Genomic DNA, 18,987 nt, shown 5'->3' on the forward strand with positions numbered 1-18,987 from the left:
GGTCGCGTCAGTCGTGAACCGACTCCGGATGCAGCACAGCGGTCTGTGAGTCGATAGCCGTCAACCGCACCATGTTCGGGTCCGGGGACACCTTGTCGGCCAGCTTGCGCCGCCCGGCATCCAGCATCGCCTTGGTCATCGGGCTCTCGGTGATGGCGCGGTATGTGCCGGCGATCTGCTCGTAACGGCGACGGCCTGCTTTGGCTCCCAGAACATAGCCAACGGCCATGACGGCGACGGCTCGGATCACTGGACCCCTCCCTGATGACGGTGCGTGGCTCCATCCTGCCTCACGATCGCCGATGCGTCTGGCCCGACCGGCAGCTACCAGCCGATTCAAAGATCCGCGCAGTCATGCGCTAGAGTCATGCCTCGGTTCAGGGACACGCGCCCAGGGCCTGAGCACAATCCCCTGTAGCTCAATTGGCAGAGCTCCCGACTGTTAATCGGGCGGTTATTGGTTCGAGTCCAATCGGGGGAGCAACGGTGACCAGCACGAAAGTGCTGGTCATTTTGCATTGCGGGGCTGCTGCGTCGGCCTCGCCTCAGGCCCTGCGCCGAGCGGGCGGCCTGACGTGATTTTTCCGGCGCGTGACCTCGAAAAGACCCACGCTCGGTGCGCGCCCGGAGTTTGGTGCCCACGCTCACGGGTACCCGCAAGGCATGAACGAATCGCGTACCTCGGTCGGCGCCATGGTGCCGGGCCTGGTGACCATCGCCACGAGTTTCGTGGCCCTGGTCGTCGGAGCCGTCGCGATGGTGGCCGGATATCTGACGTTCGGCGCAGTGGCGATGATCGTCTCGCTTGCCGCTGCGACCTTCGGCGCCGTGTGGTTGCTGTCGGGCATGCTGCTCAGTGAGCACCATCCGCACCTCCACGGCCGGCACGTCTGAGCCGCCGGCAGACCCCAAAAGCACTCGAGAAAAAGGCATTTGAGCGCCTTTTCGGTGTGGTGTTGCCGCGTGCGGCAACTGGGACCGACCGAGATCGCCGTCAACACGCCCACGTGGGCCCGAACGGGTCTGCGGCGCAATGGGAAATAGGAGTACGGACGAAAGGGAGCGAATCTATGACGAACGTTTTGGAACAGATCAAGGGAGCGACCGCGTACGACCCGTCTGGCGAGAAGATCGGCAAGATCCACGAGCTCTATCTGGACGCACAGAGCAGGCAGCCCAAGTGGGCATCCGTTCACACCGGCCTCTTCGGTATTTCGGAGTCGCTGGTCCCGCTGGCCGGTGCCCGCCCCGACGGCGACGATTCGGTGCGGGTGGCCGTGGCGAAGAGCGCCGTCAAGAATGCACCGCACGTGGACATCGGTGACCGGATCAGCCCGGCCGACGAAGCCACCCTGATGCAGTACTACGGTATGCGGTCCGATCGGCCGGCCACCCCGCAGCCTGGGCAGCAACCCGCGCCGCAGCCCGGCCCCGAGACCCCGCCGTCCAATGGCGGCAAGCACCTGCGCGGAGCGGCACCGGCTCTCGGCGGCATCGGCGGCACCTCGGCGAACACGTCGGCCCACGCCTCCCAGGCGTCGCCGACTGCTCAGACCGGGCCGGAGATGATCCGTTCGGAGGAGCACCTCCAGGTGGGCACCGAGCGCGCGACGTCGGGTACGGCCCGGCTCAACAAGCATGTGGTGACCGAGCAACAGACCGTCCAGGTGCCCGTCGCCCACGAAGAGGTGCGCGTGGAGCGCGCCGCCATCACCGACCCGTCCCATGCCCGTGACAACCGGATCGCCGACGACCAGCGCGAAGTGACGCTGCACGAGGACAAGGTCGTCGTGAGCAAGGAATCGGTTCCTGTCGAACGGGTTCGACTCGCAGTCGACGAGGTCACCGAGAACAAGCAGATCACCGAGAACGTGCGCCGCGAAGAGATCAACGCGGAAGGCGTGCACCGCCGTCAGCGCTGACCATCTCAGTCGAGCGGAGCCGACGGGGCGGGGCCCAGATGCAAGATCGGAAACGGTCGCCCGTCGCCGTCGGTCTCCGACCGGCTCAGGGTGACGAAGCCGTGACGCTGGTAGAACCCGACAGCTTGTGGATTCTGCTCGTTCACATCGACCAGCAGCCCCGGATTCTTGGCCCGCGCAGCGGCCAGCAGGACCGAGCCCGCGCCACGACCACGGTGCTGGTGGTCGATGAACAACATCTCCAGGTTGCCACCGGCAACACCCGAGAAGCCGACCGGCACACCGTCGGAATCCGCGACCGTGAGGTCGACCATCTTCAGGTACTCCTCGGCCAGCCGCCGCTCGTAGAAATCGATGTCGCCGGCAGTCAGGAAGTCATGCGTCGCTTCGACCGCACTACGCCAGATCTGTAGGAGGACCGGCCATTCCGCGGGTCCGTGGCATGGCCGGAGTACGAAGTCTTGCGTTGTGGTCACGTTCTCAGCGTAAAGACACGCCGGGTCGCCTCACCAAGCCAGGACGTGATCCGGGCCGGAATTCGGTTCTTCGTCGGCGGCCGCCGGGGGCGTCAGCAGGTCGCCCCAATGCTTCAGAGCGATTCGCATCGCGTCGGGTCGAGACCCTCCCGCCAGCCGCAGCGAATGGCCACCGGACAGTTCGACCAGGGCCTCGGCCAGGACGTACGGCGACATGTCGGAATCGTGGGCGACGCCGATCAATTCGACGGCCGCATCCTGCCACCGCCGTCGCTGCAGGCCGACGAGAACGCCGACGGCAAGGGCCAGTACGCGACGTTGCGCCTTGCTGCCCGCGGCCGGCCAGGTACCGCCGCCGTAGAGACCGGCGACGCCTCCAGGCAAATCACCGTCATACTCCGGTGGCCCACTACCGACCGTGATCGACATGGCCATTGTTTACCCGCGCGACAGTGCGGCGAAACGCACAGCTATCCGGAGCGGTGCCGGCGCACCGCCCCGGATGACTGGATGACGCTACTTCTTCGTAGTGTTCTTCGGTGCGGTGTTCTTCGGGCCGGAGTTCGTCGGCGCCGACTTCGCCTTCGGATTCTGTTTCGGTGTCGTTGCCTTCGAGGACGGCGCCGATGCTGCGGTATCGGCGGTTGTCGTCGAGGTGGTCGCTGACGCTGTGGGCGCCAACGCCTTTGGCGCGGCCGGGGCCGTTGGCGCGGCCGGCGCCGAGATGGGTGCGGCCGGCGTCGCGGGAGCTGCCGGTGTGGCGGGGGTGGCCCGTGTTGCCGGGGTGGCCCGTGTCGCCGGAGTGGTGGCGGTGGCCGGGACTGCCGGCGTGGCTGCGATAGCTGCAGTGGCCGGGGTCGCCGCAGTGGCAGGCGTCGCCGGGACGGCAGTGACGGGCGTGGTGGCCGCGGCGATCGGGCCGGCGATCACGGGCACCGCCGCCGGGTCGGTCGCTGCCGAGGTCGTGCTCGTCGTCTTCAGCGCTGCCGCAGTCTCAACGGAGGCAGTGCGCATCGTCGAAACCGATGGATCGGCGACGGGATCGGCGGTGGCGCTCAGTGTCGAAACGGATGGATCGGCAAGGGATCTGGTGGCGCTGAGTGTCGTGAGAGCCATCATGGGGCTCGAGACTGTCGCCGGGTCCGACGCGCCGATCGGCGTCTGCGGATGCGTCGCCGTCCACTGGGCGATGACGTTCGCCGCGGGCTTGGGCGTCCAATCCGTCTGGAAGACACCGAGAGTGTCCTGGTCGCTCGTGCTGGCGGTGTTCCGGTCGCGGGTGGTGTAGATGAACATCGGCCCGGTGTAGTCGAAGCTGCTCCACGAGTTCAGGAAGTTGGAGATGAACGCTGCCTGGGTGTTGTTGTCGACGACCGAGGTCGGCTCTCCGTACTCGGTGGCCCAGATCTGCTTGCTGCCGTCGCCGGCCGCGACCATTTCCTGATGGATCGTCGCGAGCTGGTTGATCGGGGCCACCGGCCCGTACGGCGTGCCGTTCCCGAAGGGCACCTGGTACTGGTACGGGTGGAACGAGAGCGCGTCGAAATACCCTTGGGCTCCGTTGTCGTACATGCCCTGGACGTATGAGGCCGCGTTGATGGCCAGGCCAGGGGTATCGGTGACCCAACCGACCACGCCGCCGATCACCGTCGCGTTCGGGTCAGCGGCCTTGATCGCCGGATATGCCGCCTGCAGCAGCCGGGTGTACGCCGCGGGATCGGGTGTCGGGTACCAGGAGGGCGCCGCGTTGGGCTCGTTCCACACTTCGTAGGCCGACACCTTGCCCGCGTAGCGCTCCGCCACTGCGCTGACGAATTGCGCGTACTGCGTGTTGTCGGCCGGCGGCGCGGCCACGGCCGGATAGCCGGGCTGCACTGCCCACGCCGGCGTGGCGTTGAGCACGCCGAGGATGCCCATGTTGCGTTCGGCGGCAGCGTTCACCAGGGTGTCGACCGTGCTCCAGTTCCAATAGCCCGGTGCGGGCTCGATGTTGTTCCACGGGAGCAGGATCCGCACGTTCTGCACGCCGAGGGACTGCATCTCGTCGAGTGTCTTGTTGATGTCGGCAGTCGACATCCCGATGATGTCCGAATCGGCGAAACCCACCGTCGTGTTCGATTCGGTGATCGCCGCGGACAGCAAATAGGGCACCGGTCCAGGACCGGTGCCCACGCTCGCAAAAATCAGACCTGCAACCCCAACGGGCAATGCCGCCGAGATCGCCACTCTCACACCGGTCTTGATCACCGGCCGTTGCTGTTGACCTCGCTTCTGTCTGTGCCACATCGAAATTCCCCTAATCACAATTGATTTCGCTCCCGGCTAACCCCGCCGGGGCGTCAAAGACAAGGTTTGGGTGCCCCGTGCAAACTGTGGGCAAACCAGGTTCCTGTCAAAAAGCTTGGTGCGCTTGGCCGTAGGCTGGCCGCATGCGGTCCTTCGGCTACCCCTCGGCGTTCGTCCTGCTCTCGGCATCTGCCCTGCTCACCGCGGGATGTGGGTGGAGTCCGAAAGGTCCGGACCCGATGCCGCAGGCCGACAAATGCACACCCGCCGACGGGCCGGCGCAGAACGTCGTGACCGCAGCCATCTACGCGCTGCCGGCACCGCCGTCGGGCAAGTGGACCCAGATGGGCAGTGGCCACACCGCGAACTGCGCGCTGTACTGGGTGCAGGTGGGGCAGAACAATTCGACGCCGGACAGCCTGCAGCAGGTGGTGTTCTTCAACAAGAACACGATGATCGGCACGCCGACGCCCGACGCGCGGCCGTACATCACCGTGACCGCGAGCGCTCCGGACACCGCGACGGTGCAGTACCAATGGCAGCAGCCGAAGGATCAGCCGGGGATGCCGACCGGTATCGGCAGTGTGCGGTTCACCGTCGACGGCGGCGCGCTCAAGGCGCTGGACCCGATCCCCGGGCCGTGAGCGTCAGTGCGCGGCGAGCAGACCGCGCATGATCTCGACGGCCGCCGCGAGGGTGTCTCGATCGGCGCTGTCGAGTTCCGCCAGGAACGGGTCGATGGCGTTGCCGCGGTCGGCGCGCACCTGCGCCAGCGTGGCGATGCCCTGCGGCGTGATGCTGATGAGGACGGCGCGGGCATCGTCGGGGTCGACGGTGCGGGACACCAGTCCGGCATCCTCGAGGCGACGGACCTGGGTCGTCATCGTCGGCTGTGAGCAGTGGTCGAGCGCGGCGAGATCGGAGATGCGGGCGCGGCCCTCGGCTTCGATGGTGGAGAGCAGCCGGGCCTGGGCGAAGGGCAGCGGAAGCCGGACGCGCTGATTGGCCAGGCGGTTGATGCGTGCGACGACGGCGAGCAGATCCGAGGCGAGGGTCGTTTCGGTCGCCGGTGCAACTGTCATGTTCAACATGGTTCCATAGATTCTCTATGTAGTCGAACCTGTCATCGAGAGTGGTGACGGTCACAACACCGTCGAGTTTACGCGTCTGCGCAGCTGGCAGAATTGTGCAATGACTGCTGCCGGCACCAGAGATAAGGCCGGTCCCCTCAATCCGGGCGAGTACGCCCAGGCCGCTGTGATGGCGGCACTGAGCGCGGCCACCGCCATCATCGCCGTCGTCGTCCCGTTCGCCGCGGGGCTCGGCATGCTGGGCACGGTCCCGATGGGACTGCTGGCCTACCGCTACCGGATTCGGGTGCTGGTCGCCGCGACCATCGCCGGCAGCACCATCGCGTTCCTCATCGCCGGCATGGGCGGTCTGATGACCGTGGTGTTCTGTGCCTACATCGGCGGACTGACCGGCATCGTCAAGCGCACGGGGCGCGGGATCGTCACCGTCCTGTGGGCGTCGGTGGTCGCGGGCGCCGCATTCGGCGCGTACGTCATCGGCATCCTGCTCGTGGTGGCGCGGCTGCGAGAGCTGATCTTCGCGTCGATGACCTCGAACATCCACGGCATCGCGAACGTCATCGCGGCGGTCCCGGGCGGGGAGCGCGCGGCCGAGGATCTGCGCACCGATTTCGCCGTGTTCCTGCACTACTGGCCGGTGCCGGTGATGATCTCCGTGATCATGCACATCATCGTCGTCACGCTGCTGGGCTGGTGGGCGCTGTCGCGGGTGCTGAAGCGGCTCTTCGGAATTCCCGATGTGCACAAGCTCGACACCGTCGAATCCACCGGCCTCGTCGCACCGGTGCCGGCGCGCGTGCGCGACGTCCGATTCCGGTATCCGGGTACCGATCGCGATGCGCTCGGCCCGGTCAGCATGGACATCGACGCGGGTGAACATGTCGCCGTCACGGGCGCCAACGGATCGGGCAAGACCACCCTCATGCTGACGCTCGCCGGCCGTGCGCCGACTGCCGGCACCATCGACCGGCCCGGTGCGGTGGGGCTCGGCAAGGCCGGCGGCACCGCGGTCGTCATGCAGCATCCGGAGAGTCAGGTGCTCGGCACCCGCGTCGCCGACGATGTGGTCTGGGGCCTGCCGTCGGGGACGACGATCGACGTCGAAAAGCTGTTGGGTGAAGTCGGTTTGAGCGGCATGGCGGACCGCGACACCGGCGGGCTGTCCGGTGGCGAACTGCAGCGCCTCGCCGTCGCCGCCGCCCTGGCACGCGAGCCGGCACTGCTGATCGCCGACGAAGTCACCAGCATGGTCGACCAGGAGGGCCGCGACGTGCTGCTCTCGGTGCTGTCCGACCTCACCCGGCACCACCGCACCTCGCTGGTGCACATCACGCACTACAACGACGAGGCCGACTCGGCTGACCGGGTCGTCCGGCTCGACGGCGCCAGTGACAACATCGAGATGGTCGCGACCGCACCGGTGCCGATCGTGTCCGCCGGCGTCGAACCCGACGGCCCGGCGGTGCTCGAGGTCCAAGGCGTGGGACACCAGTACGGCAGCGGGACGCCTTGGGAATCAACGGCATTGCGCGATATCAGCTTCACCGTCCACGAGGGCGAGGGTGTGCTGATCCACGGGCTCAACGGCTCCGGCAAGTCGACACTGGCCTGGATTCTGGCCGGCCTCACGGTGCCGACCACCGGAAGCTGTCTGCTCGACGGCAAGCCTGTTTCCGACCAGGTTGGCGCCGTGGCGATCTCGTTCCAGGCGGCGCGGCTGCAATTGATGCGGTCCCGCGTCGGTGCCGAAATCGCGTCGGCTGCGGGCTTCTCGAAGCGCGACACCGTCCGGATCACCGAGGCGCTCGCGATGGTCGGGCTCGATCCCGAACTGGCCGACCGCCGCATCGATCAGCTCAGCGGCGGCCAGATGCGCCGGGTCGTGCTGGCGGGCTTGCTGTCTCGTCGTCCGCGCGCGCTGATCCTCGACGAGCCGCTGGCCGGATTGGATGCGGCCAGCCAGCGCGGCCTGGTGACGTTGCTCGCCGAACTGCGCCGGACCACGGGGCTGACGGTCGTCGTCATCTCGCACGACTTCGCCGGGCTCGACGAGCTGTGCCCGCGCATCCTGCGGCTGCACCGCGGCGAACTCGTCGAGGCTCCGATCACTGCGGGAGGACGATCATGACGGCTCCCGCGACGCAGCGCCGGTCGATGGTGCTGCTGCGTCCCGTGCCGGGGACGTCGCCCATTCACGAACTGTGGGCCGGTACCAAGCTCATCGTGGTGGCGCTGATCGGCATCGTCCTGACGATGTACCCCGGCTGGGTGCCGATCGGCCTGGTCGCCCTGCTGGTGCTGCTCACGGCGTGGCTGGCGCACATCCCGCGCAGCGTGCTGCCGTCGGTACCGCGCCTGGTGTGGGTGCTGCTGTTGCTCGGTGGTGGAACGGCGGCCCTGGCCGGCGGCGAGCCGTTCCTCGACTTCGGGTCTGTGCATCTGGGAGTGGGTGGTCTGCTGAACTTCCTGCGGATCACGGTGCTGTCGATCGTGCTGCTGGGACTCGGCGGGCTGGTCTCGTGGACCACCAACGTCGCTGAAATCGCGCCCGCGGTGGCCACTTTGGGTCGGCCGCTGAAGTGGCTGCGCATCCCTGTCGACGAGTGGGCGGTCACGCTGGCCTTGGCGCTGCGGGCCTTCCCGATGTTGATCGACGAATACCGGGTGCTGTTCGCGGCCCGCCGGTTGCGGCCGAAGGTGCGGCCCGAGACGCGACGGGAGCGCAGCCGGCAGCGTCGCGCCGAGATCGTCGACCTGCTGGCGGCCGCCATCACGGTGGCGCTGCGCCGCGGCGATGAGATGGGCGACGCCATCACGGCGCGCGGTGGCGTGGGCCAGATCGTCGCCAGTCCGGCACGGCCGGGACGGGCCGATACGGTGGCGCTGCTGATGGTCGTCGCGATGTGCGCGTTGTCGCTGTGGGTCGAGGTGGCCACGCCGCTGGCCACCCACCGGCTTTAGCGATCAGCGGCGGCGTTGGCTGCGCGCTGGGCATCGGCCAGCGTTGATGCGACCGGCGCGCGGCCCAGGAACATCTCGTCGAAAAATGGCCTGATGGCGAGGAACCCGGCCGGGAAGCCCGCGCCGCCGGGGGCCGGCAGACGGGGCCCGTCCAGCACGGTGAAGAAGGGCTGCACGTCGACACCGCGCCGTTTCCAGTAGTCGAAGTAGACCGGTTGGGCAGCCAGTACGGCCGGCACTGCCGCCCCTTTGGTGCCCAGGAACGCATTTCCGTCGGCGCTGCCCATCCACTGCAGTACCGCGCGCACCGCATCGGGATGGCGGGTGGCCGAATTGGCCGCGGCGGCAATCCCGTTGGTGACGCTGACGCGGCCGTCCGGTCCGCTGGGCAGCTTGGCCACACCCCACCGGAAGCGCGCCTGATCGGCGATGGCGGCCAGGTTGTAGGTGCCCGACTGGAACAGCGCCATGCGGCCCTGCAGGAACTGGTTGCGGGAGAAGTCGCCGTTGCCATTGGTGTCGGCGGCCGAGGGGGAGACGTGGTCGGAGTTGATCAGCCGCACCAGGTACTCGAAAGCCTCCCGGGCACCCGGATTGTCGAACGCGAACCGGTCACCGTCGCTGAATTTCCCACCGGCCGAACCGATGTAGTTGAGATAGATACCCTGCAGATCGTTGGCGGCGTTGTAGCCCCACTGCCGTACCTGCTCGGGGTCGAATCCCGGTGTCCCGGCCTGGTTTCCGTGCCGATCCAGCGTCAGCCGGGCCAACAGCGGACGCAGCGTGTCATCGGCGCCGGGGGACCAGCGCAGCGTCTCCAGGTCGGCGGGCTCGATTCCGGCGGCCGCCAGCAGGTCGGCGTTGTAGTACACCGCGATGCCGCCGTCGGTCAGTTGCGGTACCGCCCACAGCGTCCCGTCGCGGGTGAACTGCTGATTCACCGACGGCTCCCACGCATCGGCGGCGCCGCGGCCCAACAACTTTCCGATGTCGAGCAGCCGGCCGGTGTCCGCGTAGCCGGCCAGGTAGGCGTTGGACAGCCAGAAGATGTCGTCGGCGCCGCCGCCGGCGACATCGGTGCGCAGCGAATCGAAGTACGACGCATAGGCGACGGCGTCGACCCGGACCTCGATGCCCGGATGCCGGCGGGCGAACTCCGCGAATGACGACCGGTACGCGGCTGCGACCTGCGCGTCCCACAGCCGCACCGTGACAACGGTTTTCCCGGTGTCCTGCGTCCGGCCCATCAGCACGGCGGCCACCAGCAGCACCGCCATGGTGGCGGCCAGCGCGATGACGAACCGGGTCGAGAACTTCATTTCAAGCCGGTGACGACGATCGAGCGGACGATGTGCCGGCCCAGCACGCTGAACAGCAGGATCAGCGGCACGATCGCGACGGTCGTCGCGGCGAGTACGACGGTCCACTGGGTGTCGAACTGGGATTGCAGCCCTGCGGTCGCGACGGTCAGCACCCGCCAGGACGAGCCGCTGGTGATCACCAGCGGCCACATGAAGCTGTTCCATTGCGAGACAACGGTGATCAGTCCGAGCGTGACGAGAATCGACCGGCTGGCTGGCAGCACCACGTGCACGATGACGTCCAGCGTGCCGGCACCGTCGATGCGGGCGGCGCGGATCAGGTCGGCCGGGATGGACCGGAAGTACTCGCGCAGCAGGAAGATCGCGTAGGGCGAGCCGAACATGAACGGCAGCACCAACGCCCAGAAGGTGTTACGCAGCCCGGCCTCGGCCATCATGAGATACAGCGGCACGACCGTCACCGTCGCGGGCACCATCAGCGTCGCCAGGTACAGCCAGAACAGGGTGTCGCGTCCCGGAAATTCGAGCCGGGCGAAGGCGTACGCGGCGGTCACCGAAAACGCCAGCTGGCCCAACAGGATCACCGCGGTCATCAACGCGGTGACCAGCGCGGCCCGGCCGAAGCCGGCGTCGGACAGGGCGGTGTAGTTGGCCAGCGTCGGTGGATTCGGCAGGGACAGCGGCGATTCGGTGTTGAACTGGCGCGCCGAGGTGAACGACGTCAGCAGGCCCAGGCCGAACGGCACGAGGGTGATCGCAGCGGCGAGCACCAGCACCGTATAGATGAGTGCGTTACGTGAGGTCATAGGTGACCCGCCGGCGGAAGTAGAGGTGCTGCACCAGCGTGATGCCGAGCAGCAGGACGAACAGGATGAGGGCCATGACCGCGGCGCGGCCCACGGCCGCCGAGCCGAAGGCCTCGGCATAGATGCGGTGGGCGATCAGGTCGGTGCGGCCCTCGGGGCCGCCGCCTGTGAGCGCGTAGACGGTGTCGAAGACCTGCGCCGCGCTGACGACACCCGTCACCAGGACGAAGAAGAATGTCGGCCGCAGCATCGGCAGCGTGATGCGGCGGAACCGTTGCCAGGCGCTCGCCCCGTCGATGCGGGCCGCGTCGTGAACGTCGTTGGGGATGGCCAGGATTCCGGCGAGGAAGAACAGCGTCACATAGCCGACGTTGGTCCACACGGTCACCGCCGAAACCAGCGGCAGCGCCAGGGTGGGGTCGGTCAGCCATTCGATGCGGTGCCCGAGCACGGTGCTCACCGCGCCGTCGGTGGGGCTGAGAATCCAGCGCCACAGCACCGCGATCGCCAAGGGCGAGCAGATCCAGGGCAGGACATAGAGCGTGCGGAAGAATCCGGTGCCCGACAGTCCGCGGGCCAGCAGCATCGCAGCCGCCAGACCCAGCACCGTCTGGACCGGCACCACCAGTGCGACGAAACCCAGCGTCACCGCCAGCGAGCGGCCGAATGTCGGGTCGGTCAGCACGGCGTGCCAGTTGTCGAGTCCGACGAACCGGATGGGTCCGAGCAGGTCCCACCGCTGCAGGCTCAGCCAGCCGACGACCAGCATGGGGAGCAGCAGGAACATCACCACGCCGAACAGACTGGGGGCGAGCAGCGCATAGCCGGTCAGGGTGTCCCGAAACCTGCGGCGTGCCACCGGATCATTAAAGCGTGTGGTGCTACTACGGTGTAGCCGTGACTGCGCTGCGACGGGTTGACGCCGACTTCCTGGCCTTGCCGCGCCATTTGCTGGCCGAGGCCGCGGTGTCGGCCGCGCTGGCTGCCGGTGCGAGCTACGCCGACCTCCGGATTCACCGGATCACCACCGAACACATCCAGCTGCGTGACGGCGAGCTGGAATCCTCGGTGGTCAACCGGGAAATCGGGCTGGCGGTCCGGGTGATCGTGGACGGCACCTGGGGTTTCGCCTCGCATGCCGAGCTGAACCCCGAGGTCGCGGCGGAGACCGCCCGGCGCGCTGTGCAGGTCGCGGTGGCGCTGGCGCCGCTCAATGCCGAGCGCATCGAGTTGGCTCCCGAACCGGTCTACACCGACGTGTCATGGGTGTCGCCGTACCGGATCGACCCGTTCGAGGTCACCGCTGCCGACAAGATCGCGCTACTGGGCGAGTACTCGGGCCGGTTGCTCGCGGCCGACGGCGTGGACCACGTGTCGGCGGGACTGCAGGCGGTCAAGGAGCAGGTGTTCTACGCCGATGCGTTCGGTTCGTCGATCACGCAACAACGGGTCCGGGTACAGCCGACGATCGAGGCCGTCGCGGTGGATGCCGCAGCCGGTGCTTTCGAAACGATGCGCACACTGGCGCCGCCGACCGCGCGTGGTTGGGAGGCCGTCGCCGGTGACGAGGTCTGGGACTGGACAACCGAATTGGCGGAGCTGCCGACGCTGTTGGCCGAGAAGATGAAGGCGCCCAGCGTGACGGCCGGTCCCACCGATCTGGTGATCGACCCGACCAACCTGTGGCTGACCATCCACGAATCCATCGGCCACGCCACCGAATACGACCGGGCCATCGGCTACGAAGCGGCCTACGCCGGTACGTCGTTCGCCACCCCGGACAAGCTGGGGACCATGCAGTACGGGTCACCGATCATGAACGTCACCGCCGACCGCACCGTCGAACACGGTTTGGCCACCATCGGATTCGACGACGAAGGCGTCCGCGCGCAGAGCTGGGACCTGGTGCGCGACGGTGTCTTCGTCGGCTATCAGCTGGACCGCGTGTTCGCCCCGAAGCTCGGGGTCAGCCGGTCCAACGGCTGTTCGTATGCGGATTCGCCGCATCATGTGCCGATCCAGCGGATGGCCAACGTCTCGCTGCAGCCGGGTACTGACGACCTCAGCACCGAGGATCTGATCAGCCGGGTCGAGAACGGGATCTACATCGTCGGCGACAAATCGTGGTCAATCGACATGCAGCGGTACAACTTCCAGTTCACCGGGCAGCGGTTCTTCAAGATCCGCGACGGCAAGCTGGACGGCCAGGTGCGCGACGTCGCCTACCAGGCCACCACCACCGACTTCTGGGGATCGATGGAAGCCGTTGGCGGAGAGTCGACCTGGCGACTCGGTGGCGCGTTCAACTGCGGCAAGGCCCAGCCCGGCCAGGTGGCCGCCGTCAGCCACGGCTGCCCGTCCGCGCTGTTCCGCGGAATCAATGTGCTCAACACGCGAACTGAATCGGGGCGTTGATGCTGAATAATTCTCCCGGTCGCTACGCTCGCCCTGCTGCACCGCAGGTTGTCGACCTGGTGTTGGCCGAGGCTGCCCGCCGGGGTCGAGCCGACGAGACCATCGTCCTGGTGACCGACAGGTCCACCGCGTCACTGCGCTGGGCCCGCAACACCATGACCACCAACGGTGAGTCGGTGAGCCGCGAGACCACCGTCATTTCGATTGTCCGCCAAGGGGATAAGGCCCGGGTCGGCGTCGTGAAGTCCAGTGAGGTCGATCCGTCGACCATCGCGGGCCTGGTGGCGGCGTCGCAGGACGCCGCGGAGGCGGCGCCCGAGGCGCGTGACAGCGCGCCGCCGCTGGCCGGCGTGGAGACCTCCGACGACTGGGACGCACCGTCGCCGCTGACCGGTGCCTCGGTGTTCGGGAACGTGGCCACGCGTCTGGTCGACGGCTTCCACCGCAGCGACGCGCTGTACGGGTTCGCGCGGCACGAACTCGACACCACGTACCTGGCGACGTCCGGTGGCATCCGGCGGCGGTTCACCCAACCGACGGGCTCGGTGGAGATCAACGCCAAACGCGATGGTGCCAGCGCGTGGGCGGGCGTCAGTACCGCCGACTTCGTCGACGTGCCAGTCGATTCCATGCTCGACGACCTGTGCCTGCGCCTCGGGTGGGCCTCGCGGACCGTCGAGTTGCCCGCCGGTCGGTACGAAACGCTGATGCCGCCGTCGACCGTCGCGGACATGATGATCTACCTCGGCTGGAGCATGGATGGCCGTGGCGCGCAGGAGGGCCGGACCGCGCTGTCGGCGCCGGGCGGCACCCGGGTGGGGGAGAAGCTCACCGACCTCGGGCTGACCCTGTACTCGGATCCCTTTGCGCCCGGGCTGGATTGCCTGCCGTTCGTGGCGACGTCGAGTTCGTCGGAGCGGGTGTCGGTGTTCGACAACGGCCTGGACATCGGTCGCGTCGACTGGATTCGCGACGGTGTCGTGAACGCGTTGGCGTATCCGCGTTCTGCCGCAGCGGAATTCGACGCGCCCGTGGCCGTGCCGGCCGACAATCTGCTGATGACGGGCGGCTCGGTGAGTCTGTCCGACATGATCGCCGGCACCGAGCGCGGCCTGCTGCTGACCACGCTGTGGTACATGCGTGAGGTCGATCCGACGGTGCTGCTGCTGACCGGTCTGACGCGCGACGGCGTCTACCTCATCGAGGACGGGGAAGTGACGGCCGCGGTCAACAACTTCCGGTTCAACGAGAGTCCGCTGGACCTGCTGCGGCGCGCGACCGAGGCCGGCGTCAGCGAGACCACGCTGCCGCGCGAATGGGGCGACTGGGCCACCCGGGCCCAGATGCCGTCACTGCGGATTCCGGACTTCCACATGTCGTCGGTCAGTCAGGCGCAATAACTTTCAGTGCCTCGGCGACGTCGTCGTCGGTGGTGGCCCAGGAGCAGACGAAGCGCACGATCGGTCGCAGCGGGTCGGGAGCATGGACCGCGAACCGCTCCCGGACCCGCGCGGTGGTTGCGGCATCGAGGATGACGAACACCTCGTTGGCCTCGGTCGGCGCCGCCAGTTGCAGCCCTGCCTCCGCGAACCCGGCGCTCAATGTCGCCGCCATGCGGTTGGCGTGGGCTGCCGTCTGCAACCAGAGATCGTCGTGCAGCATGGCCTCGAACTGAGCCGAGATGAAGCGGTGCTTGCTGGCGAGGTGGCCGATCTGCTTCTGTACGAAGCGGATTCCCTCGAAATGTGCGGGCCGGCGGATCAGTACCGCGTCACCGAACAGCATGCCGTTCTTGGTGCCGCCGACGGTGACGATGTCGGCGTCGCCGATGGCTTCCTGTGGACTGATGCCAAGGGCGGCAATGGCATTGGCGACCCGCGAGCCATCCACGTGGACCAGCAGGCCGTGCTGGTGGGCGTAGTCGATGAACTCCGTCAGCGCGGCGGGCGACCAGACGCGGCCGTTCTCGGTCGACTGGGTGATGGTGACGATGCGCGGCTGCGAGTGATGTACCTCGCCGCGGCGCGCAATGTGCCGATCGAGTTCCTTCGGTGAGATCAGGCCGTCATCGCTCGCTAGCGGGGTCAGTTGTGCCGCGGCGATTCGTACCGGCCCGCCGGCTTCGTCGAGCAACGAGTGCGCGATATCGCTGCACAGAATTTCCTGCCAGGGCCGCACTGCCGAAGCCAGCGCGATGATGTTGGCCGCGGTGCCGGTCAGCGCGAACAGGACCTCGGCATCGGGGGCCCCGAAGGCCGCTCTGAGGGCCTGCGCTGCGCGTTCGGTGCCCGGGTCGGTGCCGTACGAGCTCACCGGGCCCTGGTTGGCGGCGACGATCGCCTCCAGCACCCGTGGGTGAGCGCCAGCAGCGTTGTCGGAGGCGAATGCGGCCGAGACGGTCGAACTCATGCGTCGATCGTCTCATCGCGGCAATAATCCGGGGTGTGGAGGAGCTACTGACGTCCCTGATCGCACTGTCGCCGCCCGCCGATCGGCGGCTCAACGCGGCGATGCGGCAGACGTGTGCCGAGACCCTGGGCCTCGCGCCATTGCCCTATGAAGCAGTGTTCGGGCCCGTGTCCGACGCCGAGCCGCTGGTGGCTGAGTTCGCCGAGCAGTTCAGCACCGACGTGTCGGTGATTTCCGCGGCTCAGCGCGGAGAGCTCACTGCAGCGCTGGGCGCCAACAGTTTTCGCATCGTGGCGTTGATGTACGTCGCGGACTTCGTGCCGCGAGTGCAGGCCGGATTTGCGGCGCTCGGGCTGCCGCCGATCGCCGATCCCGACGGCTGGGATCACGACACTGACCCGGTGGACCTGCTGTTGAACCGCTTCGCAAGTTCGGTAGGGGCACGCCGCGAGCTCGATCCGGTGCTGACCGAAGTGGTGCGACTGCGCGGCGCGGCCGCGCACAACTGCCGGCTGTGCAAGTCGCTGCGCGAGGGCACAGCATTGGATGCCGGCGGCAATGAGTCGCTGTACTCGGAAATCGAACTGTACGAGTCGTCGACGCTGCTCGACGAGAGGCCGAAAGCCGCGCTGCGCTACGTCGACGCTCTGGTGTGGACGCCGTCGCGGATACCGGCCGACGTTGCCGCAGGGGTGCGGGCGCACTTCTCCGACGCGGAGGCCACCGAGATCACCCTCGACGTGATGCGCAACGGCATCAACAAGATTGCCGTCGCTTTGGGTGGCGACGCGCCGCGGGTCAGTGAGGGCACCGAGCGCTATCTGCTCGGAGCCGACGGGCAGCCGGTGTTCTCCTAGGGGCTGTTCTGGGAGCGCTCTGAAAAACTTTGGTCACTTTGTTTGCGCTGGTCACGGTAGGTAACTAGCGTCACATCGCTGGCGGTTTCGTGTCGGTGGTTCGAACTAGTGTTCGATGTATGGGATTGACCGATCCGGCCGCTGTCGAGGAGGCGTACGCCGCCTACGAGGCGGCGCACGCGCGGCTCGCGGCCCTGGACTACACCGGCCTGGACGTGGCGACGTTGTTGGCGTTGAAGTCCCGCCGCGAGAGGTTGAGGTGCGCGGCCGAGGCCGTCGATCACCGGATCTTGGTTGCGGCGCAGTCTCAGGTCACGGCCCGTGAACTGGGCGCGAAAAATTGGGCTGAGGTGCTGCGTATCCGCTTGCGCCTGGACGCCACGGAAGCCAACCGCCGGGTCCGCGACGCTCAGTATTTGGCGCCCCGCACCGGGCTGACCGGCGAGCCGTTGCCGCCGGAGTGGGAGTTCGTCGCCGCGGCCCAGGCCGAAGGCGTGATCAACACCGAGCACGTGAAGGTGATCGGCCAGTTCATCAACAAACTCCCCGGGTGGGTCGACCCCGGCACCCGCGGGCAGTTTGAACAGTCCCTGGTTGCCGGGGCGCGGCACCAGACCCCGGAAGAACTGCGGGCCGCGGCTGAGGCGCTGCTGTACCTGCTCGATCAGGACGGGCCGCTGCCCGATGACGCCGAACGCGCCCGCAAACGCAGCTTCCGCATCGGCAAGCAACAACCCGACGGCATGTCCAAAGTGGACGGCTGGCTCGACCCCGAAGCACGCGCCACCCTCGAAGCAGTCCACGACAAACTCGGCGCCCCCGGCATGTGCAACCCCGCCGACCCCACACCCTGCCAATCCGGCACCCCCACCCAAGCCCAGATCGACCACGACACCCGCAGCACCGACCAACGCAACCACGACGCCCTGGCCGCCATGGGCCGCATCGCCCTCGGCACCGACCTCGGCGACCACAACGGCCTACCTGTGGCCATCGCGGCCACCTGCACTGTCGCCGACTTGGAGCGCGGCACCGGCCACGCACTGACCCTCACCGGCAGCCGGTTACCGATCCGCGATCTCATCCGCATGGCTGCCCGCGGCGCCGACCACTACCTCGTCGTCTTTGACGACCACACCGAACAACCGCTGTACCTGGGCCGAGCGCGTCGCACCGCCACTGTGGCGCAACGATTCGCCCTGTTCGCTCGCGACCTGGGCTGCACCAAACCCCACTGCACCGCCCCCGCCTCACGCTGCCAGGCCCATCACGTCGACACCGACTGGCGCGATGATGGCCCCACCGACATCACCAACCTCGCCCTGGCCTGCGGACCCGACAACCGCCTCGCCGACACCGGCGGCTGGCACACCACCATGGCCAACGGCCGCGCCCACTGGACCCCGCCACCACTACTGGACGTCGGCCAACCCCGAACCAACCACTACTGGCACCCCACCCTCTACCCACCCGAGAGCGGCGACGATGACGGCGGCGAAAGTGACAGTCCCGCAATCTGATCCGGCACCGCGCCACGGCATACCATGCCGCGACGGCAGTGCCACGTGCGCCGCAACGAGTCGCTCGCTGGTGAGGACTTCAGCCCTTGAAGTACACGATCTGATGGGTGCTGGCGAGCAGCGCGCCATCGCGGGCCCACACATGCGCACTCTGGTCGAAGTACCCGTCCGAGAAGCGATTCGCGTGCGCACTGCCCAATACGTAGTCCCCGCCGATGCTTTCGAGTTCCTGCCCATTGGCGTGGAAGTACGTGGTGAGTGAGATGGTGCCGGCCGGGAAGAATCCGCCGCGCCGCAGGAAAACCCGGGGATAGAAGATGTCGGACATCGCGGCCAGGGCGGCGAAGTCGAGGCCGCGCTGGTCGGCGTCCCGCACCCACAGCGTCGTCCGCGACGACTCACTGGGCTCGGAATCCTCTGCCGGGAAAGGGTTTTCGACGAAACGCATGTCGTACTGGCTGACCCACGGCAGGGGAGGGCCGCTGACTTCGAGCCCCTCCGGCCTGGGCGCACTCGGCATGCGTGACTCATCGTCCGACCAGGTGTCGCGGCGGATGCCGAAAACCATGGTGGCCGTGGTCTTGATGTCGCCGTCCTGGCTGAGTTCGGCGATCCAGTGCTGGTTCGTGCGGTTGGTGCGGGCGGGCTTCAAGGTGATGTCGAACTCGCCGTCGACGATGGGCGCGGCGAAGTTGACCGTGAGTGCCAGCGGCTCACCGATGCGGTCGGGTCGCAGCTCGACGGCGTGCAACAGCGTCGCCGCGGTGATGCCGCCGAAGGGGCCGACCATGTTCGCCCAATCCGGGTGCGTCTGCCCACGCATGCGCGTGTCATCGACGGGCTGCAGTTCCAGGGCTTGGTCGAACGAATGAGAGCCAGTCACGCTCCACATGATGCCTGGTGGCAGTTGGGCAGCCTGACC

Annotated in this window: 19 protein-coding genes and 1 tRNA gene; 10 read left to right on the top strand and 10 right to left on the bottom strand. The window is 67.6% G+C overall.

Features of this window, described 5'->3' with window-relative positions:
* Window positions 1–7: 7 nt before the first annotated feature.
* On the bottom strand, window positions 8–250 hold the full coding sequence (locus tag VXD91_RS01130) for a hypothetical protein (protein ID WP_212812228.1): 243 nt from the start codon (window positions 248–250) through the stop codon (window positions 8–10).
* Between the two features lie 158 nt (window positions 251–408).
* Here VXD91_RS01130 and VXD91_RS01135 point away from each other — a divergent pair.
* From VXD91_RS01135 to VXD91_RS01145, 3 genes are all read left to right on the top strand, one after another.
* Window positions 409–481 (top strand) — tRNA-Asn (locus VXD91_RS01135).
* 182 nt (window positions 482–663) lie between these two features.
* A complete protein-coding gene (locus VXD91_RS01140; RefSeq protein ID WP_133427281.1) occupies window positions 664–894 on the top strand; it encodes a hypothetical protein in 231 nt (76 codons plus the stop codon).
* Between the two features lie 176 nt (window positions 895–1,070).
* Window positions 1,071–1,922 carry a PRC and DUF2382 domain-containing protein gene (locus tag VXD91_RS01145; protein WP_318985296.1) on the top strand — a complete coding sequence of 284 codons (852 nt, stop codon included), beginning with the start codon at window positions 1,071–1,073 and terminating at the stop codon, window positions 1,920–1,922.
* 5 nt (window positions 1,923–1,927) lie between these two features.
* Here VXD91_RS01145 and VXD91_RS01150 read toward each other — a convergent pair whose 3' ends face one another.
* The 3 genes from VXD91_RS01150 to VXD91_RS01160 all read right to left on the bottom strand — a co-directional run bounded on the left by VXD91_RS01150 (window position 1,928) and on the right by VXD91_RS01160 (window position 4,570).
* Entirely contained in the window at window positions 1,928–2,398 is a 471-nt protein-coding gene (locus VXD91_RS01150; RefSeq protein WP_318985295.1) for a GNAT family N-acetyltransferase, read from the bottom strand.
* A 30-nt stretch (window positions 2,399–2,428) separates the two neighbouring features.
* On the bottom strand, window positions 2,429–2,827 hold the full coding sequence (locus VXD91_RS01155) for a hypothetical protein (RefSeq protein ID WP_212812225.1): 399 nt from the start codon (window positions 2,825–2,827) through the stop codon (window positions 2,429–2,431).
* 87 nt (window positions 2,828–2,914) lie between these two features.
* Complete coding sequence (locus tag VXD91_RS01160) at window positions 2,915–4,570, bottom strand: cellulase family glycosylhydrolase (RefSeq protein ID WP_318985294.1); 1,656 nt, start codon at window positions 4,568–4,570, stop codon at window positions 2,915–2,917.
* Window positions 4,571–4,827: 257 nt separating this feature from the next.
* Between VXD91_RS01160 and VXD91_RS01165 the strand changes: the two genes are divergently transcribed.
* Window positions 4,828–5,328, top strand: a complete 501-nt coding sequence (locus tag VXD91_RS01165; protein WP_318985293.1) for an LppP/LprE family lipoprotein — start codon at window positions 4,828–4,830, stop codon at window positions 5,326–5,328.
* A 3-nt stretch (window positions 5,329–5,331) separates the two neighbouring features.
* Here VXD91_RS01165 and VXD91_RS01170 read toward each other — a convergent pair whose 3' ends face one another.
* Complete coding sequence (locus VXD91_RS01170) at window positions 5,332–5,775, bottom strand: MarR family transcriptional regulator (protein WP_212812223.1); 444 nt, start codon at window positions 5,773–5,775, stop codon at window positions 5,332–5,334.
* 100 nt (window positions 5,776–5,875) lie between these two features.
* Here VXD91_RS01170 and VXD91_RS01175 point away from each other — a divergent pair, with 100 nt between their 5' ends.
* Window positions 5,876–7,903 (top strand): ATP-binding cassette domain-containing protein, encoded by a 2,028-nt coding sequence (locus VXD91_RS01175; RefSeq protein ID WP_346414415.1) that lies wholly within the window; start codon window positions 5,876–5,878, stop codon window positions 7,901–7,903.
* Window positions 7,900–8,736 (top strand): energy-coupling factor transporter transmembrane protein EcfT, encoded by an 837-nt coding sequence (locus VXD91_RS01180; RefSeq protein ID WP_212812221.1) that lies wholly within the window; start codon window positions 7,900–7,902, stop codon window positions 8,734–8,736. The genes VXD91_RS01175 and VXD91_RS01180 overlap by 4 nt, the downstream gene beginning before the upstream one ends.
* Here the strand turns inward: VXD91_RS01180 and VXD91_RS01185 are convergent.
* The 3 genes from VXD91_RS01185 to VXD91_RS01195 are packed head-to-tail and all read right to left on the bottom strand — an operon-like array spanning window position 8,733 to window position 11,723.
* Complete coding sequence (locus VXD91_RS01185; RefSeq protein ID WP_318985291.1) at window positions 8,733–10,055, bottom strand: sugar ABC transporter substrate-binding protein; 1,323 nt, start codon at window positions 10,053–10,055, stop codon at window positions 8,733–8,735. The genes VXD91_RS01180 and VXD91_RS01185 overlap by 4 nt on opposite strands.
* Window positions 10,052–10,864 (bottom strand): carbohydrate ABC transporter permease, encoded by an 813-nt coding sequence (locus VXD91_RS01190; protein WP_318985290.1) that lies wholly within the window; start codon window positions 10,862–10,864, stop codon window positions 10,052–10,054. Before VXD91_RS01190 ends, VXD91_RS01185 begins: the two co-directional genes overlap by 4 nt.
* Window positions 10,851–11,723: a sugar ABC transporter permease gene (locus VXD91_RS01195; protein WP_318985289.1), complete on the bottom strand. Its 873-nt coding sequence runs from the start codon at window positions 11,721–11,723 to the stop codon at window positions 10,851–10,853. The genes VXD91_RS01190 and VXD91_RS01195 overlap by 14 nt, the downstream gene beginning before the upstream one ends.
* A 38-nt stretch (window positions 11,724–11,761) precedes the next feature.
* Here VXD91_RS01195 and VXD91_RS01200 point away from each other — a divergent pair, with 38 nt between their 5' ends.
* The gene (locus tag VXD91_RS01200; RefSeq protein ID WP_318985288.1) at window positions 11,762–13,279 is read left to right on the top strand and encodes a TldD/PmbA family protein; all 1,518 of its coding nucleotides are present in this window, start codon (window positions 11,762–11,764) and stop codon (window positions 13,277–13,279) included.
* Window positions 13,279–14,679, top strand: a complete 1,401-nt coding sequence (locus VXD91_RS01205) for a metallopeptidase TldD-related protein (RefSeq protein ID WP_318985287.1) — start codon at window positions 13,279–13,281, stop codon at window positions 14,677–14,679. Before VXD91_RS01200 ends, VXD91_RS01205 begins: the two co-directional genes overlap by 1 nt.
* Here the strand turns inward: VXD91_RS01205 and VXD91_RS01210 are convergent.
* Window positions 14,663–15,688, bottom strand: a complete 1,026-nt coding sequence (locus VXD91_RS01210) for an aminotransferase class I/II-fold pyridoxal phosphate-dependent enzyme (RefSeq protein WP_318985286.1) — start codon at window positions 15,686–15,688, stop codon at window positions 14,663–14,665. The genes VXD91_RS01205 and VXD91_RS01210 overlap by 17 nt on opposite strands.
* A 14-nt stretch (window positions 15,689–15,702) precedes the next feature.
* Here VXD91_RS01210 and VXD91_RS01215 point away from each other — a divergent pair, with 14 nt between their 5' ends.
* Complete coding sequence (locus tag VXD91_RS01215; RefSeq protein WP_318985341.1) at window positions 15,703–16,545, top strand: carboxymuconolactone decarboxylase family protein; 843 nt, start codon at window positions 15,703–15,705, stop codon at window positions 16,543–16,545.
* 119 nt (window positions 16,546–16,664) lie between these two features.
* On the top strand, window positions 16,665–18,065 hold the full coding sequence (locus VXD91_RS01220) for a DUF222 domain-containing protein (protein ID WP_346414416.1): 1,401 nt from the start codon (window positions 16,665–16,667) through the stop codon (window positions 18,063–18,065).
* A gap of 79 nt (window positions 18,066–18,144) precedes the next feature.
* Here VXD91_RS01220 and VXD91_RS01225 read toward each other — a convergent pair whose 3' ends face one another.
* Window positions 18,145–18,948: a thioesterase family protein gene (locus VXD91_RS01225; protein ID WP_318985284.1), complete on the bottom strand. Its 804-nt coding sequence runs from the start codon at window positions 18,946–18,948 to the stop codon at window positions 18,145–18,147.
* Window positions 18,949–18,987: the final 39 nt, after the last annotated feature.

This window comes from Mycobacterium sp. SM3041 (genome assembly GCF_039668335.1).
GTDB lineage: Bacteria > Actinomycetota > Actinomycetes > Mycobacteriales > Mycobacteriaceae > Mycobacterium.

What these genes read in the sequence shown, in the direction of transcription:
- VXD91_RS01140 (WP_133427281.1), top strand. Translation starts at nt 664, where the DNA reads ATGAACGAATCGCGTACCTCGGTCGGCGCCATGGTGCCGGGCCTGGTG.
- VXD91_RS01145 (WP_318985296.1), top strand. Translation starts at nt 1,071, where the DNA reads ATGACGAACGTTTTGGAACAGATCAAGGGAGCGACCGCGTACGACCCG.
- VXD91_RS01155 (WP_212812225.1), bottom strand. Translation starts at nt 2,827, where the DNA reads ATGTCGATCACGGTCGGTAGTGGGCCACCGGAGTATGACGGTGATTTG.
- VXD91_RS01165 (WP_318985293.1), top strand. Translation starts at nt 4,828, where the DNA reads ATGCGGTCCTTCGGCTACCCCTCGGCGTTCGTCCTGCTCTCGGCATCT.
- VXD91_RS01170 (WP_212812223.1), bottom strand. Translation starts at nt 5,775, where the DNA reads ATGTTGAACATGACAGTTGCACCGGCGACCGAAACGACCCTCGCCTCG.
- VXD91_RS01175 (WP_346414415.1), top strand. Translation starts at nt 5,876, where the DNA reads ATGACTGCTGCCGGCACCAGAGATAAGGCCGGTCCCCTCAATCCGGGC.
- VXD91_RS01180 (WP_212812221.1), top strand. Translation starts at nt 7,900, where the DNA reads ATGACGGCTCCCGCGACGCAGCGCCGGTCGATGGTGCTGCTGCGTCCC.
- VXD91_RS01185 (WP_318985291.1), bottom strand. Translation starts at nt 10,055, where the DNA reads ATGAAGTTCTCGACCCGGTTCGTCATCGCGCTGGCCGCCACCATGGCG.
- VXD91_RS01190 (WP_318985290.1), bottom strand. Translation starts at nt 10,864, where the DNA reads ATGACCTCACGTAACGCACTCATCTATACGGTGCTGGTGCTCGCCGCT.
- VXD91_RS01205 (WP_318985287.1), top strand. Translation starts at nt 13,279, where the DNA reads ATGCTGAATAATTCTCCCGGTCGCTACGCTCGCCCTGCTGCACCGCAG.
- VXD91_RS01210 (WP_318985286.1), bottom strand. Translation starts at nt 15,688, where the DNA reads ATGAGTTCGACCGTCTCGGCCGCATTCGCCTCCGACAACGCTGCTGGC.
- VXD91_RS01220 (WP_346414416.1), top strand. Translation starts at nt 16,665, where the DNA reads ATGGGATTGACCGATCCGGCCGCTGTCGAGGAGGCGTACGCCGCCTAC.